Source organism: Aeromonas sp. 600282 (assembly GCF_049175755.1).
Classification (GTDB): domain Bacteria; phylum Pseudomonadota; class Gammaproteobacteria; order Enterobacterales; family Aeromonadaceae; genus Aeromonas; species Aeromonas veronii_A.
On sequence record NZ_JAAKVR010000003.1, the window covers coordinates 158,053 to 176,128 of the forward strand.

The following is an 18,076-nucleotide window of genomic DNA, read 5'->3' on the forward strand; positions in this document are numbered from 1 at the left end:
TTAAAGCAAACATTAAGCCAACAATGCAACACATTGAAATGCAATGAATTTATTTTGACAACGTCAGAACTTTGTCATTTGCGATATTCGGTCGGAATGGGCAGATCTTTAGCCAGCGGCTGAGGACGGCGCCCCTGGCCACGGCGGAATTTCTTGAGCTGGAAGACATAGGCCAGAACCTGGGCAACCGCCGCAAACAACCCTTCCGGGATCTCGTGGCCCAACTCGGTAGAGTGGTAGATAGCCCGGGTCAAGGCCGGTGACGGCATGATGGGTATCTCGTATTCTCTAGCTATCTCCCTGATCTTCATTGCAATTTCATCAGTTCCCTTGGCCAAGACCTTGGGCGCAGCACCGGGTTTGCCCGCATCATACTTGAGCGCTACCGAGTAGTGAGTCGGGTTGGTGATCACCACATCAGCCTTGGGTACATCCCCCATCATCCGGCGCATCGCCATCTGCATCTGCAACTGGCGGATCTTGCCCTTTACCTCGGGTTTACCCTCGCTATCCTTGAACTCGTCCTTCACCTCCTGCTTGGTCATCTTGAGCTGACGCATATGGTTCCATTTTTGGAACGGCACATCGATGGCCACAATAGGCAACAGGGCACAGCAAAGAATGATCAGCATCCACAAAAAAAGGTCGAGGGCATCTATAATCCCACCGGGGAATCCCTCCATGGAGAGGTTGAGCAGATGATCAAACTGGCTGGAGAGCATCCACCAGGCAAACAGGGTGATGAACACCACCTTGGCGATGGACTTGACCAGCTCAATCAGTGACTGCACCCCAAACATCCGCTTGAACCCGCTGATGGGGCTCATCTTGCTGAATTTCGGCATCATTGCTTCAGTGGAGAAGTTCATCCCCCCCATCAGGATATTGCCGATAAAAGCTGCAATAGCGACCAGAGCGAATAGCAATCCGAGCGGAAACACCAGTTCCCCCAGCAGCGCCGGCACCATGGCAACCATGGCATTGGGATCGAAAGCCTGCTCTCTGTTCAGCGTGAAGCCCATGGTCACCACCTTGAGCATGGCGTTCGCCAGGTAACCCTTGATAAACAGCAGGCCAAATACGGCTGACAACAGCACACTGGCTGTTCCCAGCTCCTTTGAACGTGCAATCTGCCCTTTTTCACGGGCCTGTTGCAGTCGTTTGCCCGTGGGTTGTTCGGTACGTTCCTGGTCGGTATCAGCCATTGACACCTCCGAAACATTGGGTGTCAATCAGCTCGCAACTGACCTCCTGCACCCGCTCCCACAAGGTGTCGAAATGGCCGAGGAACCCGCCGATCGTAAGCCAGAGGATAAGCAAACCCGACATCATGCTGACGGCAAAACCGATACTGAAAATATTGAGCTGGGGGGCTGCCCGGGTCATCACGCCAAAAGCGAAGTTGATGAGCAACAGCGCCACGATGGCAGAGAGGGCCATCACCAGCGAGGCCTGATACATGACCCCCAGGAACGCGCTCAGGGTTTGCATAGAAGAGAGTGACAGACCGCTATCGGAGATGGGTAGCGTCTCAAAACTGAGGATAACCAGGCGTAGCATCACCAGATGACCATCAAGCGCCAGAAATACCAGAGTCGCCAGCATCAGATAAAACTGACCGACCACAGGGGCCGACTGGCCATTCATCGGATCCACCAGGGTGGCAAAACCCAGACTGGTTTGCATGGCTATCACCTGCCCCGCCATCACGAAGCTTTCCATCAGAAACTGGGTCATCAACCCCAGCGCAATACCGATCAGCAGCTGCTGGCCCAAGACCAGAAAACTGCCGGCAGAGAAGAGCTCCACTGGGGGCATGGGAGGGAGCAGAGGAGCAACCAGAAACGTCACGGCTACCGCCAGCCCCAACCTGATCCGAGCGGCGACCAGCCGGCTGCCAAATACCGCCATCACCATGAAAAGGCTGCTTATTCTAGCCAGTGGCCAGAGAATGGACGACAACCACTCCATGATCAGAGCGGTGGTATAGGTCACCCCACCACCTCGGGAATTTGATTGACCATCAGGATGAAGAAGTCCATCAGACTCTGCATTCCCCAGTGAGCACCAATCCCTAGGGCCAAAAGGGTCACGATGAGACGGGGCAGAAAGCTCAAGGTCTGTTCGTTGATGGAGGTGGCGGCCTGAAAGATGGCTACCACCAACCCGATAGCAAGGCTGGGCAGGATCACGGCGCTGACCATGATATTGACCAGCCAGAGCGCCTCACGAAATACATCGACAAAGGTTTCTGGACTCATGTTCGGGCTCCTTGCATGGGACCGGTTAACCGGCACCCAGTCCGAAACTGTTGGCCAGCGAACCCAGGATCAGGTTCCAGCCATCCACCATCACAAACAGCATCAGTTTGAAAGGCAACGAGACGATCATCGGCGAGAGCATCATCATCCCCATCGCCATCAAGATACTGGCGACCACCAGATCGATGACCAGAAACGGCAAGAACAGCATAAAGCCAATCTGGAAGGCTGTTTTCAGTTCGCTGGTGACAAAGGCCGGGATCAGCACCCGCAGCGGCACATCGGCAGGCTTCTCCACCTGCACGTTGGCGATCTCCATAAAAGTATTGAGATCCTTGATCCGGGTCTGGGCCAGCATGAACTGGTGGATGGGCAATTCAGCCCGTTCCAGCGCCTCCTTGGCCTCAATGGTTTCGGCCAGATAGGGCTGCAGTGCCTCGTCATTTATGCGATCCAGCACAGGCGACATGATGAAGAACGACATGAACAGGGCGATGCCGATCAACACCTGATTGGAGGGGCTCTGTTGCAGACCGATCGCCTGACGCAAGATACCCAACACTATGATGATACGGGTAAACGAGGTCATCATGATGACCATTGCCGGCAGGAATGAAAGTGCCGTCATCAACGCCAGCACCTGCAGGGTCAGGCTGTACTCCTGAGAGCCATCCCCCATGGTCTTGACGGTCACTGCCGACATGCCGTCCTGCGCCAACGCAGGCCAGGCGCAAAACAGCGAAATCAACAGGCTGGCCAGCAATCCGCTTTGCCACAACAAGCCGTTAGTTTTTTTCATGTTTGCCCATCAACTTACCCAGCTGCTGGGAAAATGCCTGCGGCTGCTGTTCGTCCAGCGGCTCCTCCAGCCGATAGAGAAAGTTGACCTGCTGCGGCGTTACGCCGACCAGCAGCTGCTGCTCACCCACCTTGACCACCAGCAACTTCTCCTTGTAGCCCACAGGCAGCGTAGCAATCACTCTCATCTGCCCGCCCCCCATGGCGGTGGCAATTTTGCTCTTCTTGAGCAAGAAACCCAGCACCAGAATAAGCCCGATCACCATCAGGCTGGAGAGCAGCCAGGAACTCAGGCTGGGAGGGTTGGCGGCCCCCCCCACCTCGGCAAACACCGGCAATGGCAGCCACAACAGCAGCAGACGCATCATTTGAGTTTCTTAATCCGTTCAATCTGGCTGATGACGTCGGTCAGGCGAATACCGAACTTGTCGTTCACCACCACCACCTCGCCGTGAGCGATCAGGGTACCGTTAACCAGCACGTCGAGGGGCTCGCCCGCCACCCTATCCAGCTCCACGACCGAGCCCTGGTTGAGCTGCAGCAGGTTACGAATGCTAATCTGGCTGCGACCGACCTCCATCGAGATGGTGACCGGAATATCCAGAATGGTGTCAAGCTTGCGCCGCTCCTCGGCACTGATAGGGGCATCGTCCTTGAGCTCTTCCAGCGGGGCCGGTTTGGCTTCCGCCGTCACCTGCTCCTCCAGTGCTGCCGCCCAGGCATCAGCCATCAGATCCTCTTCCTCTGTTCCGCTCATCTTGTTTCCTTATGCCACTTCGTGACGATCAATAACTGCAAACCGTCGATTAACGCTGTTGTTCTTCGATGCTGCGCTCAAGCTCTTCAAGCTCGGCCTCACCATCGATACGTACACCACCCCGGGTCACCAGATGCATCTCGGTCTTGACCCCTTCCGGGCGCTTGAGCTTGTCGGTGATCTTGAGTGCCACATTCTCCTTGGTCCGCCCCATCTTGGCATGGAAGGTGGGCAAATCTTCCACGTAGACCAGCAAATGTTCGGGCATGTCGACCGGAATAATATCTCCCGGCTGCAGCTCCATCAGTTCACGCAGAGTGAGTTCGGTCTCCAGCAGTTTGGCCCTCAACTCGACCTTTACATCCATGATCTCGTCACGAAGTGCCTTGCTCCAGCGCACGTCTGTGTCACCCTTGTCACTCTGTACACCGGCATCGAGCAGTTCACGGATCGGCTCCAGCATGGAGTAGGGCATGGCCACGTGGAAATCGCCGCCGCCACCATCGAGTTCGATGTGAAACGAGCTCACCACAATCACTTCGGTCGGGCTGACGATGTTGGCCATCGCCGGGTTCACTTCAGAGTCGAGATACTCGAACCCTACGTCCATCACCGGCGCCCAGGCATCCTTGTAATCCTCAAACACCAGTTTGAGCAGCATCTGGATGATCCGTCGCTCGGTCGGCGTGAACTCGCGCCCCTCAATCTTGGCGTGGTAGCGCCCGTCACCACCGAAGAAGTTCTCCACCAGGATGAAAACCAGTCGTGCCTCCATGGTGATGAGTGCGGTTCCTTTCAATGGCCGGAAACGCACCATATTGAGGCTGGTCGGCACGAACAGGGTGTGAACATACTCACCAAACTTCAGCATCTGCACCCCGTTGATGGAGACCTCGGCGGTACGACGCATCATGTTGAACAGGCTGATCCGCATGTGGCGAGCAAAACGTTCGTTCACCAGCTCCAGGGTCGGCATCCGGCCACGGACGATGCGGTCCTGGGAGGAGAAGTCAAACTGGGCAACGCCGGGGTCTCCGGCGCCGCCTATCTCTTCCTCTTCGACATCATCGACACCGTGCAAGAGGGCATCAATTTCGTCCTGACTTAACAGATCGCTCACGCTTCACCTACTGCATTACAAAGCCGGTAAACAGCACTTGTTCGATAACGGGGGAAGAGACCAGGTCCTTAAGCACCCGACGGCACTCTTCCAGTGAATCCTTGCGCAGCTTCTCCTTGCCTTCAAAGGTCATCAGCTGTTCGGCACTGGCTGCACTGAACACCCGCAGCAAGGTGCCTTCAATCAGGGGGATATTCTGTTTGGCCAGCGTCTCGTCGGCGGTGCCGCGCACCATCAGCTGGATCTTGATCTGCACCAGTCGATCCCGCTGGGCTCCCGCGACGTTGAAGACAAAGGGGCGCGGCATCCCGACATAAAGGGATGGCTGGGGTGCTTCCACCTTGGGTTTGGCCTCGGCGCCCTCCGCCGCTTCGGCAGGGGGGGTATCCGAGCCGGACAGCATAAGCCAGGCGCCAGCTCCACCACCGCCCAGCAAAATGACCGCCAGGGCAATGATAATAATCAGCTTCTTTTTCTTGCCCGCAGCCGGGTCTTTTAGCGTCAATTCGTTATCGTCAGCCATCCCTTGTCCACCCTAGTCTCAAACTTGTTCGATATCATAAACTTACTCGGGATTGCATCAAGCATAGAAATCTATTCCTGAACCGTTTGTCGATTCCACCGACAAATTGGGGTTGGTCGTAGTGACCTCCCCGTCAAGATGGCTATGACCGGAGTGTCCCTCTCCTGATTGTCCCTGCCCGGCAAACGCCGACTGACCCTGCTGTTGTTGCTGCGGTGACTGTTGTGACTGCTGCTGCACCTGGGTCTGGCCAAGCTGGATCCCCTGCCCCGCCAGCATTTCACGCAGACGGGGCATCGCCTGCTCCAGCATCTCACGGGTCTGTCCGTGCTGAACTACAAAATGGACGCTCGCCTGGCTGGATACGTCGATCTGGATCTTGATCTTCATCTTGCCAAGGCCGATGGGGTCTAGCTGAAGCTCGGCCTGCTGCAGCTTGTCGGCCAGCATCAGGTTGACCTTCTGGTGCAATTCGGCGGGTGCTTCCTGACTAGACAGTTTCAAATGGGGTAAATTCTGCGGTTCACGGCGCAACGTGCCCTCAGCGGCGGGCGCCCGGCTGTCGGCCACCTGGGGCTGAGGCTGGCTGTTCTGGCCATGCTGTACAGTCTGGCTCTGGCTGCTCTCGCTGCTCGATGTCGTAGCGACAAGACTCTTCTCAGACTCACCGACCTTCGGTTTTACCTCAAGCGAAACCGCTTTGCGCACCTCGTCGGTGCCCGTCACTTCCATCTGCCTGATCCCGGCTGAAATGCTCGACAGCGGCGCTTGCGGCCCCTGAGATTCGGACTGCGCCAACACCTGCTGCGGCGCCACCATCACGGGTGCGGCAGCGCTATCGGTCTGAGTCGTCACATTTGCCGTCACGCTGCTCTGGGCTGTGGCACTTTGCACTGTCGTCACTTGCGCCGCACCTGGATTGGAGGATGTGGTTGTCGCTGCCTGCTGTCCCCCCTCGGCGCTACTCTTATCAGCTCCCTTGCCAGACCCATTAGCGGTGCTCTCTACGGCAGTAGAAGTGGTTGAGCTACCCGCATCTGGTTGTTTGCCCCCCTCACCGAATGCCTTGAGCACCGCCCCCTGAGTCGTGGCTTGAGCAGCTTGTCCCTTGCCGGTCACGACGCTGCTGGCAGCGGGGTCGGATTTGCTGTCATCTCCCTCTTTCACTGCGGGTGACTCACCACTATTTGCCGCATTGGCGGACGCCTCAACCGGCAACACCCTGGCCAGTTGGGCCATCCGCTCAGCCCCCGTAAGGGGCTTGGTGAGCTTGCCATCTGCCCCGAGAGTTTCACCCTTGGCAGAGACTTTCTCCCCGGGCTGACCATCTTGGGTGGCGGCGGCATCCTTCCCCTCAGAAGTGTTGGGAGCGGAGGACAGTACGGCGGTCGAGGCGTCGCCCTGCTCAATCACTCCTCCTGCAGAGAGTGAAACCGGAGTTTCAAGGGAAGATTTACCAGTCGTAGCCAGAAGCGACTGCGCCCCGGACTGATCGGCAAGTTGGCGTACAGTCCTGACAGTTGCAGGGGACTGCTCGCTTTCATCAAGCGCAATCCCCTCCAGCGCACCCTCTTGCGGCAACGGATTGCCGTCTGCCGCAGTGGCGCTCTGTTGGGCCGCCACCGCCAGTTGGGGTGTCACTAGCGAGGTATCGAGCTTGAGGGAGTCTTGCAGACGGAGCAGAAAGTCGGTGGCAGGGAGCTCCTCCGCCTTGTTGTCGGCGCCAGGCTCCTGCTCCTTGCTGGCCTCCTCTTTGGGAGAGGCGCCCTCGGTCGCCAAAGATTTGGCTGATCGGACATTTTTATCGCCCTGAGTAGCCTCGGCGGCGCCCTGTTCGCTGTTCCGGGCCTTGGCAATCAGAGTGGCGAAATCACCCTTGCTGTCGCGCCCCCCCAGATCGATGCCATTGCTCTCGACTGAGCTGCTCAGAGGCGCTTTGTCCAATCCGTTGGCCGCAGCCGAAGGCGTTTGTGTCAACACTGTCTGCATCATGATGGCATCCCTGAATTCTGGCGGCCCCCTACGAGATGGCCGCCGACAATGTCCAGATCAAAGCAAGTTACAGGCCAGATTGATGAAAACGCCGCAACATGGCGTACTCATCCAGCATCTTCTGCTCCTGACGCAGAGCTTTCTGCTGCTCGCGGCTCGCCTGCTTCTCCAGCAACAGCTCTACCGCCTTGCGTCGCTGCTGGGCAGCCAGCCACTCTCCACGACGTTGCTCCAGCGCCTGACGCACCTGCAGCACCCCTTCGTATTGCTGGGTCGCCGCCTGCTCAAGCTTGTTGATAAAGGCGTGATACTGGCTGTTTTGCTGGGGCGAAATCCCTTGTAAACCGCGATCGGTCCACTGCTGGTGGTAGATCTGGCGGTACTGGTTGAGGGCATTTTGCTGATCCATAAACAGCTTGAGATCCTGCTGCGCCTTCACCAGCGCCAGCGCACACTGCTGCTCTGCCTCAGCCAGCCGCTCTGCCAACAATAGCAACCCTTTACTCATAGCCGCACCCTCTCTTCCCAACCGTCATCAACGCATCAAGGGCATCGCCACCATCTGCAAGGCTTGCAGGCCATCATCGTAGTGAATGACCTCGCGCATCCCCTGCTGCAAGAACTGATCCAGGTAGGGTTTTTGAATGATGGCGCGGTCGATGCGGGGGTCGGAACCCTGACTGTAGGCACCGATGGTGATGAGATCCCGGTTCTGCTGATAGAGGGAGTAAAACTGCTTGAGGGTGCGCGCCAACTCCATGTGCTCAGGTGAAGTGACCATGGGCATAACCCGGCTGATGGATTTCTCGATGTCAATGGCCGGATAGTGGCCTGCATCGGCCAGATCGCGCGACAGAACTATGTGGCCATCGAGGATCGCCCGCGCCGCATCGGCAATGGGATCTTGCAGGTCATCCCCCTCGGTCAGTACGGTGAAGAAGGCGGTGATGGAGCCCTGGCCGTCGCTGCCGTTACCAGCCCGCTCTACCAGCGCCGGTAATTTGGCAAATACCGACGGTGGATAGCCCTTGGTCGCTGGCGGCTCGCCCACCGCCAGTGCGATTTCCCGCTGAGCCTGGGCGTAACGGGTCAGCGAATCCATCAAGAGCAGCACATTGAGCCCCTGATCGCGAAAATACTCGGCAATGGCCAGCGCCGTTTCACACCCCTTGAGCCGCATCAGCGGCGAAGCATCGGCGGGAGCGGCCACCACCACGGAGCGGGCACGCCCCTCCTCCCCCAGAATGTCCTCGATAAACTCTTTCACCTCCCGGCCCCGTTCACCGATGAGGCCGACCACCACCACATCCGCCACCGAGCCGCGAGTCATCATGCCAAGCAGCACCGATTTACCGACACCGGAACCGGCAAACAGCCCCATCCGCTGGCCCTGACCCACCGTCAGCACGGCGTTGATGGCGCGCACCCCGACATCCATCGGTTGATGGATCGGGCGGCGAGAGAGCGGGTTGATGCGATGCTGGGCAAACTGCACGGTCTGGGAGGAGAAAATGGGGCCGAGCCCATCGAGTGGCTGGCCGATGCCGTCGATGACCCGACCAAGCAGGTTCATGCCAACAGGAATACCGTGCTCTTCGGTGATGGGCACCACCCGAGCACCGGGAATGACCCCCTTGAGCTGCTCGCTCGGCATAAGATAGAGGCGATCGCCAGAGAAGCCGACCACCTCAGCCTCCAGCGTCCCATCAAGGGTATCGATACGGCAGAGGGCACCGATGGCGGCACGGCAGCCGATGGCTTCGAGGGTCAGCCCCACCACCCGGGTCAATTTACCGGCGACCGGCGGTTTGGGGGCGCTGTCGCGTACCTTGTACCCTTGCAACCGGTTCAGTAGCGAGCCGCTCATCTGGCCTCCTGAGAGCTAAAAAGTGCAGCCGGACAGCAACGTCCGGCATCGGTTATGGGCGTGGATCCTGCGAAGCCGGTTTCTGCGACGCATTGTCCCGCAAGAAGTTGCGCAGCAACTGATCGATGCGCCCGGAGAGGGTCAAATCGATGCTGGAGAGCTCGGTAGCCAATTGCAGATCGCCGGGGGAGAGGGTGGGATCGCTCTGCAATCGCCAGTGGCGCTTGGCGCACTCGTCGGCGCCAAATGCCTGTTCGATTCGCGCGATATCGTCGGGATGCAGCATCAGAGTCACCCCCTGTTCGGCGGCAGGCAGCAAGGCCAGCCCCTCTTTAAGCGCCTCCAGCAGAATGCGGGGGGAGGTCTCCGCTTCGTGACGAATAAGCGCACGAGCCAGTTGCATCACCAGCGAGACCAACTGCTGCTCCACCGCCTGATCCAGCTCGTTAAGCGGATTGGCAAGGCGGGCGGCGAGCCCCTGCCAGTGGGCGATCTCCTGCTCCACCAGCTCGCGCCCCATAGCCAGCCCCTCCTCGCGCCCCTGTTCGAGACCGGCAGAGTGGCCCTGTTGCAATCCTTCCAGCTTGCCCTCTTCCATCCCCTTGGCATAACCGGACTCGCGCCCCTCGGCCATCCCCTCTTCCCAGGCAGCCTGACGGATCGCTTCAAGCTCTTCGGCGGTGATGCTGGGGGCCGGCTCCTGTTCGGGCTCCGGCTCCACCACCTCCTCTTCCTGCTGATACCAGTCAGGGGCCAGGCCAAGGGCATTGGTAGGCGCTCCCGCCTCTACCTCGACCTCCATCTCGGGCCAGCCCCAGGTCTCAACCCGGGCATCATCGCCCTCGGGGAGCACATACCCACGCAGTTTGTTGTTCATGCTTTGCGCGGCTCCTCACCACTGCCTGATGCGGGTTTGGCATCGCAATTCGGTTTATGGGCCATGGCTTAGAGGAACTCCTCGCCACCGCCGGAACCCAGCATGATCTCGCCGGCATCCGCCAGACGGCGGGCGATGGAGAGGATCTCCTTCTGGGCAGCCTCCACCTCGGAGACCCGGATCGGCCCCATGGCCTCCAGATCGTCTGCCAGCATTTCTGCCGCCCGTTTCGACATGTTCTTGAAGATCTTCTCGCGCATCTGATCGTCGGACCCCTTGAGGGCGCGCTGCAACAGATCCCCAGGCACTTCCCGCAGCAGAGTCTGGATACCGCGATCGTCCACATCGATGAGGTTTTCGAACACGAACATCAAATCCTGGATCTGCTGGCTCATCTCTTCGTCCGACTCGCGGATGGAGTCCATCAACTGGCCTTCGATATTGGTATCCAGATAGTTCATGATGTTGGCGGCTGCCTTCAGGCCGCCCATCTTGGCTGCCTGGGCACCGGCCGCACCGGCGAACTGTTTCTCCATGATGTCGTTCAACTCTTGCAGTGCCGCCGGTTGTACCTCTTCGAGGTTGGCGATACGCATCACCAGATCGAGGCGCACCTGCTCCGGGAACTGGCTCAGGATCTCGGCGGACTGCTCCGGCTCCAGATAGGAGAGCACTATGGTCTGGATCTGCGGGTGTTCGTTCTGGATGATGCTGGCCACCTGACGGGCATCCATCCACTTGAGCGAATCGAGGCCACGGGCGCCGGAACCGAGAATGATCTGGTCCACCAGATTGCTCGCCTTGTCCTCGCCAAGGGCCGCCACCAACGCCTTGCGCACAAAGTCTTCACTACCGATACCTATGTTGGTGTACTTCTGGATATCGTCGATGAATTGACGGTGCACCGCCGCCACCCGATCGTGACTGAAATCGGACATGGAGGCCATCGACATACCGAGCCGCTGCACCTGCTTGGGTTCGAGATGGCGGAAGATCTGGGCGGCATCCTCTTCGTTGAGGCTCAACATCAATACAGCCGCCATCTCCATACCGGACATCTGATCCAGCAACTGGCGCTGGCTGTCGGTAATGTCGTTGCCGGTCACCTGGCTTTTAGTTTCTTCAGGCATCTTTGGTTACCCACTCTTTAATGACCTGAGCGGCCAGATCCGGTTCGTTCGCCACCAGCGCACGCACCGCCTTGAGCAAATCTTCGTCACGGTGCAGATCCGGCAGTTTCAGCTGACCATCGCGCACCCCGAATACCTGCTCTCCCTCAACCTGGGCTGCCAGCAAGCTGAGCTCGTCGTCACCACCCAATACGGTGTGGTTGTCAAAGTCAACTTCCCCTTCCGGCTTGGCATCCGGATAGAGCAACCGCTTGAGCATGGGGCGAACCACGGTGACGATCAAGACAATAATCACCAGTACCGAGGCGGCAATCCGTACCGCACGCCAGAACCAGGGCTGATCGTAGAGCGGCACCTCGGCCACGGTATCAAGCTCGGGACGATTGAACGGAATGGCGACCACCTCGAGGGTATCACCACGGGTCACATCAAAGCCAAGGCCACCGCTCAGCAAACGGCGCAGGGTATCGAGTTCCGCCTGGGTGCGCGCTTCGCGGGTCACAGCCCCGTCGGCACCGGGCACCGCCTTGTAATCCACCGCGACCGAGACGGTCATGCGGCGAATGCCCCCCATCTGGCGCCGGGTATGGCTGACGGTGGTATCCAGTTCGAAGTTGCGGGTCGCCTCTTTGCGAGAACGCCCCGAGGCAGCAACGCTGGCCCCATCACCGCCAGTGGCCTGTTCAGGAATATTGGACGCGGCAGGGGGCTGGTTGCTGAGAGCCCCCGGCACTCCGCCATTGCTGCCGCCGGAGCTGTTCTCTTCCAACGTCATCTCGGAGCGCACTGCAGGCAGATCCGGGTTGTAGGTTTTGCGGGTCTGCTCCTGCTGGGAGAAGTCGAGGGAGAGATCCACTTCCGCCGTATAATTGTCGGCGCCAAGCACCGGGATCAGAATGGCGTCAATTTTTTGCTTGTACTCCAGCTCCTGCTTCTGTTGCATCGCAAATTCCTTGCGCGTCTGGGCAGAGACGGGATCCTGGGAGCCGGAATTAAGCAGGCGGCCATTCTGGTCGGTGACGGTGACACGAGTCGGCTCCAGGCCATGTACCGCAGAGGCCACCATATCGACGATGGAGTCCACCTCCCCCTGCCCCAGTGCCGCCCCTTTCAGGTTGAGTACCACGGTAGCACTGGGCTTGCGCTCGTTGCGGGCAAAGACGTTATCTTTGGGGATGGCCAGCAGCACCTGGGCCTTGGCCACATTCTGGAACTGTTCAATGGCGCTCGCCAACTGGCGCTCGCGACTCAACTTGAGCCGCTCGGCCTCCATCCGCTGGCTGACACCGAAACTGGAGTCCTTGAGCAGAATATCCTCTCCACCATTGGCTACATCGGCCGCATTGGTGAGGCCGGCCCGGGTCAGTGCCAACCGGATACTGGCAAAGTTCTCGGCACTGACCAGCACGCTCTTGCCATCGACCTCATAGGGGATCTTCTGCTGATCGAGGAAGTCGAGAGTCTTCACCAGCTCCTGAGTGGTATAGGTGCCAAGAGGGCGCATATCCGGCTCCTTGCCCCACAGCAGGATGAAGACGGCGATGGCGAGGCAGATGGCAAGCCCCAGGATCAGAGTGATCTGGCGCAGTACATCGGTATTGGACAAGAATCCCAGTGCCGAGCTCTTCTGCTCGTTGGCATCGAGGGCGGCGGTGCCCTCATCGTTTATCAGCAGATCGCCATTTTGGTCAGTAGCCACGATTTATGTCCTTATTGCTGACATGTCATGATGCACGGTCATCGCTCAGACCGGCATATTCATGATGGTTTTGTAGGCATCAACCATCTTGTTGCGCACTTGCACCGTCGCCTCAAAGGCGATGGAGGATTTTTGGCCCGCGATCATCACCTCGGCCAGATCCACCGACTTGTCGCCCATATCGAAACGGGTGCGCAGATCATTGGCTGCGCCCTGCAACTCGTTGACGTTACCGAGTGCTTGCTGCAACAGCAGGCCAAAATCGGAGGTCACCTGACGGCCAGGCTGTGACAGCGGGGTTGCACCGGCCTCTACCTTGAGAGCCTGCATCTCTTGCATCAGGCTGCTTGCACTAATTTCCATTTTCTGTCCCCAGACAAATCATTGACGCTGACGGACCAAAGCAATAAAAGTGCCAATTAGGTAAAAACGATCTCAAGCCGCAGAAATGGAGGGGAGAAAGAGATGATGAGGGGGATCGGGGAATAGGCCGCTTCACGCACGGCACGGCTCCGTAACCGGCCACACCGTAGAACCGTGATGTTTGTCGAGCCACTTGACCAGTGGTTTGTTGTAAAGATTAACCACTCGACGGGCTATCAGTCCGGGGGGATGGTGCGTGCAGAGCCGGCTATCGGGCTCTACACGCTTGCGGGTGCGGACTGATACGCTCCGCGGCCCCAGTCAAAGCTGGCATCGGACACTGCCGTTATGGCTCAGAAGTGTCCCCCCTGGCGGCCAGCGCCTCATCTACCTGCTGATCCCGCTGCCCGGTCATGCTGGCGTGACGGGCGATCAGGTGGTAGGTGGCGGGCACCACCAGCAGGGTAACCAGGGTCGCCAGGGAGAGACCGAAGAAGACCACGGTCCCCACCGCCATCCGGCTCTCGTAGCCAGCCCCCATGGAGAGCATCAGCGGCACAGCGCCGATGATGGCGGTGAGCGAGGTCATCAAGATCGGCCGCAGACGGCGCACCGAACCCGCGATGATCGCCTCTTCGAATCCTTCACCGCGCTGACGCAACTGGTTGATGAACTCGACGATGAGAATACCGTTCTTGGTCACCATGCCGATCAGCATGATCATCCCGATCTGGCTGTAGATGCTCATCTCCTGCCCCGTCAACCAGAGGCCAAGCAGACCGCCGAAGATGCCGAGCGGCACCGTCATCATCACCACAGTCGGGGTGAGGGTGCTCTCGAACTGGGCCACCAGCACCAGATAGACCACCAGCAGGGCGAGGCCGAAGACCATCGCCATCTCCCCCTGATTGTCGCGGTAATCCTTGGAGTCACCGGCGTAATCCACCGTCATACCGCTCGGCAGATGCTCGTTGGCCCAGCCATCGAGGAAGTCGAGCGCCTCGCCCAGAGTGTGATCCGGTGCCACATCGGCGGTCAGGGTCACCGCCTTCTGGCGTTGATAGTGGTTGAGGCGGTTGGCGGTCGCCACCTGCTTGACGGTCGCCAGCGTCGAAAGGCTCACCATCTCGCCATTGGCCGCCTTCAGGTAGATGCGGCCGAGATCCGAGATGCCGTTGAACTCCTTCTGGTTGGCGCGCAGGTAGACGTCATACTCCTCGCCCCTGTCCACATAGGTGGTCTTGCTCACCCCGCCCAACATCGCCTGCAGGGTGCTGGCAACGGTGGAGACCGGTATGCCGAGCTGGCTGGCGCTGTCGCGCGAGACGGTCACCTGCAGCTCCGGCGTTTTCTCGGCGTAGTCGAGATCCGGGCTTATCATCAGGCCACTGGCCTGCGCTGCTTTTTGCAGCTCCAGCCCCTGCTGGTAGAGCTCGGCATAGTCGTTGCCCTGCAGCACGAACTGCACCGCAGCGGTAGAGCCGCCACGGAAGCCTGGCTGGAAGGTGCGGATCATCACATCGGGAATAACCGACAGCTTGGCCCCGAGCGAGCGGGAAAACTCGGTGGCGGTCACATCACGCTCGGCCCAGTCGGTGAGCTGGATGATCACCATGCCGGTCTGATCGCCGCCACGGCCAAAGGCGGGGGTACTGAAGCTCATCGCCTTGACCACCCCCTGGCCCAGCATCGGCATGATGGTCGATTCCACCTGCTGCATGTTGCGCTTCATCCGCTCGATGCTGGTCCCCTCCGCCCCCTTGACGAAGACGAAGACCACACCGCGATCCTCCGTCGGGGTGAGACTGCTAGGCAGCTGGGTAAAGAGGGCACCGATACCGGCCAGACAGAGCAGCAGCGCCAGCGGCATCCAGCGCGAGCGACGCAGCAGCCCCTGCAGCAGATGACGATAGTGCCCCTCCATCCGGCCCAAAGCGCGATCGAGGGCCGCCGTCAGCCGGTTCGGCTTGTCGAGCGGGCGCATCAGCCAGGAGCCCATGGCTGGCGTGAGGGTCAGCGCCACCAGCGAGGAGCAGAGCACCGCCAACGAAAGCAACATCGCAAACTCGGTAAAGAGCCTGCCCACCATACCATCCATAAAAGCGATGGGAATAAAGACCATTACCAGCACGGCGGTGGTAGCGATGACCGCAAAGCCCACCTCGCGGGTGCCGTGCCAGGCCGCCAGCAGGGGGGGCTCACCCCGCTGCAGATGGTGGTGAATGTTCTCCACCACCACGATGGCATCATCCACCACCAGACCGATGGCGAGAATAAGCGCCAGCAGGGTGATGAGGTTGATGGAAAAACCGAGATACCAGGCGCCGATAAAGGCGGAGATGAGCGACACCGGGACCGTGATGGCCGGAATGAGTGTGGTGCGCCCCTGCCCGAGGAACAGATAGAGCACTGCCACCACCAGCACGGCACAGATGGCCAGTGTCTCATATACCTCGTCGATGGCCTGCTTGATAAAGATGGTGGAGTCGTAGTCAACCTCAAGGGTGGCCCCCTCCGGCAGGAAGCGCTGCATCTCCACCAGCTTCTTCTCCACCCCCTGTGCCACCGCCAGCGGGTTGGCGGTGGACTGGGCGACGATGCCGATACCCAGACTCTCGCGGCCATTGCGCTGGTAGGCGCTGTCTTCGTTCTTGGCTCCCACCTCCACATCGGCAATATCGGCCAGATAGACACTCTGACCGTTGGTCGCGGTACGGACCTGCAACTGCTGGAAATCTTCGGCGGTGTGGTAGAGCCGGGCAATCTGCACCGACATGGTCATGGAGTTGTTGCGGATCTCGCCACCCGGCAGCTCGATGTTCTCGCGCTTGAGGGCATCCTGCACATCCGCCACCGTCACGCCGCGGGCCGCCATATCGGCCGGCCTCAACCGCACATACATCACCTGCGTCAGATCGCCGGAGAGCGCCACTTCACTCACCCCGTCCACCAGGCTCAAGGGGTCGACCAGCACCCGGGTGGCGTAGTCGGTCATGGCGGTACGATCCATCTGGCTGCTGCTGAAGTTGAGCCAGACCGCCACATCACCGCTGCCGCTATCCTTGGTCACCAGCGGTTCGTCGGCATCCTCCGGCAGCTTGCTCTTGGCGCGAGTCAGGGCGTCGCGCACATCGGAGACCCCCTCCACCATGTTCCAGCCAAGCTTGAACTCCACCGTGATCATCGAGCGCCCCTTGCGGGTCACCGAGTTGATATTCTTGATACCGCTGATGCCGGAGAGCTGATCCTCGATGGGCTTGGTGACCTGACTCTCCATCACTGCGGGAGCCGCGCCCTCATAGGTGGTGGTGATGGAGACCGACGGGATCTGCACGTCCGGCATCTCCCGCACCGTCAATTTGCTAAAAGCGACCAGACCGAACACGCTGAGCAGGGCACTGAGCACCACCGCCACCAGCGGTCGGCGTACTGAGATATCGGAGAGCCACATCAGCCATTTACCTCCGCCAGATCGTGCACCTTGGCACCATCACGCAAGTTGACCAGCCCCTCGACCACGATGCGATCGCCGACTTTCAGCCCCTCGGTAACCCAGACAGTCTCACCCTCGGTCTCGCCGAGCACCACTGGCACCCGCTTGACCCGGCCATCGGCCTCAAGGCGATAGACGAAACGCTGCTCGCCGGCGTACTCCACCGACTGGGCAGGGATCAGAGTGAGCTGGCGGGAAGGGAGCAAGAGCTCCACGTTGAGCAGCATGCCCGGGCGCAACTGGCCGTTATTATTGGGTAACTCGACCCTCGCCTTGATGTTCTGGGTCTCGTTGGAGATACGGCTATCGAGGGTGGTGAGGGTGCCGTTAAAGCGCTGATCCGGCCAGGCTGCGCTGGTCGCTGTCACCGCCATGCCGGGGCGCAGCAGGGAAAGGTAGCGCTCCGGCACTGCCAGATCGAGGCGCAGGGTGTCGATATCGTCGAGGTGCAGCAGGGTATCGCCGCTATTGACCAGGGCCCCTTCGCTCAAATCAATCAGGCTCACGGTACCGGCAAAGGGAGCGGTGAGAGTGCGCAGGGAGAGTTCGTAACGGGTGGCATCGACCCGCGCCTGCACCTGATCAACGGTGGCCTCCTGCCCCTCCAGCACCGACTGGGTGACGGCTCCACGGGCGACCAGCTTGCGCATTTCGGTCAGCTTGCGATTCTCGTCGCGCAGACTGGCACTCTGCTCGGCCAGCTCCGCCTGTTGCTTGCCCGCATCCAGCGCGACCAGCGTATCGCCCTTGTTGACCTGCTGACCCGACTGCACCGCAATCTTGACCAGGCGCCCGGTCACCTCGGGAGTGATCACCACCGAGTGGTTGGCCGCCAGTTTACCTACCAGCTTGAGAGTCGGCTCGGCCAGACTCTGCTCGACGGTCTGGGTACGAATATTTATCTCGCGGGAAGGGGCTTTGGCTGCTGGTTGCAAGTGGCCAACCGCCCACCAGATGGCCGCTACCAGAGAGAGCAGGCCGAGGCCAATCCAGATACGCATTTTCATCAAACAATCCATGAAGTGTTAAGAAGGGGAAATCTGAGTGGGGGCCATTTTAGCCCCAGACTATGCCGTGACTATGTATAAATGTGACAAAACGTAACAGGTGCATGGTGAACTCACCCGGTTTCAGGTAGTTCAGTTTGTTTTCACACCACATCGCATACACTAACGACAATTTCCTTCGCAACCCGA

Annotated in this window: 17 protein-coding genes; all 17 read right to left on the minus strand. The window is 59.5% G+C overall.

Going from position 1 to position 18,076, the window contains the following annotated elements; translation table 11 throughout:
* Positions 1–74 precede the first annotated feature (74 nt).
* Positions 75–1,205, minus strand: a complete 1,131-nt coding sequence (gene flhB / locus G5137_RS05170; protein WP_216951807.1) for a flagellar biosynthesis protein FlhB — start codon at positions 1,203–1,205, stop codon at positions 75–77.
* Positions 1,198–1,995: a flagellar biosynthetic protein FliR gene (fliR, locus tag G5137_RS05175; RefSeq protein ID WP_216951808.1), complete on the minus strand. Its 798-nt coding sequence runs from the start codon at positions 1,993–1,995 to the stop codon at positions 1,198–1,200. Before fliR ends, flhB begins: the two co-directional genes overlap by 8 nt.
* A complete protein-coding gene (fliQ, locus tag G5137_RS05180) occupies positions 1,992–2,261 on the minus strand; it encodes a flagellar biosynthesis protein FliQ (protein ID WP_005334727.1) in 270 nt (89 codons plus the stop codon). Before fliQ ends, fliR begins: the two co-directional genes overlap by 4 nt.
* Before the next feature lie 25 nt (positions 2,262–2,286).
* Entirely contained in the window at positions 2,287–3,060 is a 774-nt protein-coding gene (gene fliP / locus G5137_RS05185; RefSeq protein WP_216951809.1) for a flagellar type III secretion system pore protein FliP, read from the minus strand.
* Positions 3,047–3,427 (minus strand): flagellar biosynthetic protein FliO, encoded by a 381-nt coding sequence (fliO, locus tag G5137_RS05190; protein WP_216951810.1) that lies wholly within the window; start codon positions 3,425–3,427, stop codon positions 3,047–3,049. The genes fliP and fliO overlap by 14 nt, the downstream gene beginning before the upstream one ends.
* Positions 3,424–3,816, minus strand: coding sequence for a flagellar motor switch protein FliN (gene fliN / locus G5137_RS05195; RefSeq protein ID WP_005343964.1), 393 nt, complete (start codon positions 3,814–3,816; stop codon positions 3,424–3,426). Before fliN ends, fliO begins: the two co-directional genes overlap by 4 nt.
* A gap of 49 nt (positions 3,817–3,865) precedes the next feature.
* Positions 3,866–4,936 (minus strand): flagellar motor switch protein FliM, encoded by a 1,071-nt coding sequence (fliM, locus tag G5137_RS05200; RefSeq protein ID WP_005343961.1) that lies wholly within the window; start codon positions 4,934–4,936, stop codon positions 3,866–3,868.
* A gap of 7 nt (positions 4,937–4,943) precedes the next feature.
* Positions 4,944–5,459 carry a flagellar basal body-associated protein FliL gene (fliL, locus tag G5137_RS05205; protein WP_227341088.1) on the minus strand — a complete coding sequence of 172 codons (516 nt, stop codon included), beginning with the start codon at positions 5,457–5,459 and terminating at the stop codon, positions 4,944–4,946.
* Between the two features lie 57 nt (positions 5,460–5,516).
* The gene (locus G5137_RS05210; protein ID WP_421255028.1) at positions 5,517–7,451 is read right to left on the minus strand and encodes a flagellar hook-length control protein FliK; all 1,935 of its coding nucleotides are present in this window, start codon (positions 7,449–7,451) and stop codon (positions 5,517–5,519) included.
* Between the two features lie 67 nt (positions 7,452–7,518).
* On the minus strand, positions 7,519–7,959 hold the full coding sequence (gene fliJ, locus G5137_RS05215; RefSeq protein WP_216951813.1) for a flagellar export protein FliJ: 441 nt from the start codon (positions 7,957–7,959) through the stop codon (positions 7,519–7,521).
* A gap of 27 nt (positions 7,960–7,986) precedes the next feature.
* Positions 7,987–9,318, minus strand: coding sequence for a flagellar protein export ATPase FliI (gene fliI, locus G5137_RS05220; protein WP_421254383.1), 1,332 nt, complete (start codon positions 9,316–9,318; stop codon positions 7,987–7,989).
* A gap of 52 nt (positions 9,319–9,370) precedes the next feature.
* Positions 9,371–10,195 (minus strand): flagellar assembly protein FliH, encoded by an 825-nt coding sequence (fliH, locus tag G5137_RS05225; protein ID WP_421222777.1) that lies wholly within the window; start codon positions 10,193–10,195, stop codon positions 9,371–9,373.
* Between the two features lie 68 nt (positions 10,196–10,263).
* A complete protein-coding gene (gene fliG / locus G5137_RS05230) occupies positions 10,264–11,325 on the minus strand; it encodes a flagellar motor switch protein FliG (protein WP_216951816.1) in 1,062 nt (353 codons plus the stop codon).
* A complete protein-coding gene (gene fliF / locus G5137_RS05235) occupies positions 11,318–13,024 on the minus strand; it encodes a flagellar basal-body MS-ring/collar protein FliF (protein WP_216951817.1) in 1,707 nt (568 codons plus the stop codon). The genes fliG and fliF overlap by 8 nt, the downstream gene beginning before the upstream one ends.
* A gap of 45 nt (positions 13,025–13,069) precedes the next feature.
* Positions 13,070–13,387, minus strand: a complete 318-nt coding sequence (gene fliE, locus G5137_RS05240) for a flagellar hook-basal body complex protein FliE (RefSeq protein ID WP_042011636.1) — start codon at positions 13,385–13,387, stop codon at positions 13,070–13,072.
* Between the two features lie 346 nt (positions 13,388–13,733).
* Entirely contained in the window at positions 13,734–16,838 is a 3,105-nt protein-coding gene (locus G5137_RS05245; RefSeq protein WP_421255029.1) for an efflux RND transporter permease subunit, read from the minus strand.
* On the minus strand, positions 16,838–17,887 hold the full coding sequence (locus G5137_RS05250) for an efflux RND transporter periplasmic adaptor subunit (protein WP_421255030.1): 1,050 nt from the start codon (positions 17,885–17,887) through the stop codon (positions 16,838–16,840). The genes G5137_RS05245 and G5137_RS05250 overlap by 1 nt, the downstream gene beginning before the upstream one ends.
* Positions 17,888–18,076 lie beyond the last annotated feature (189 nt).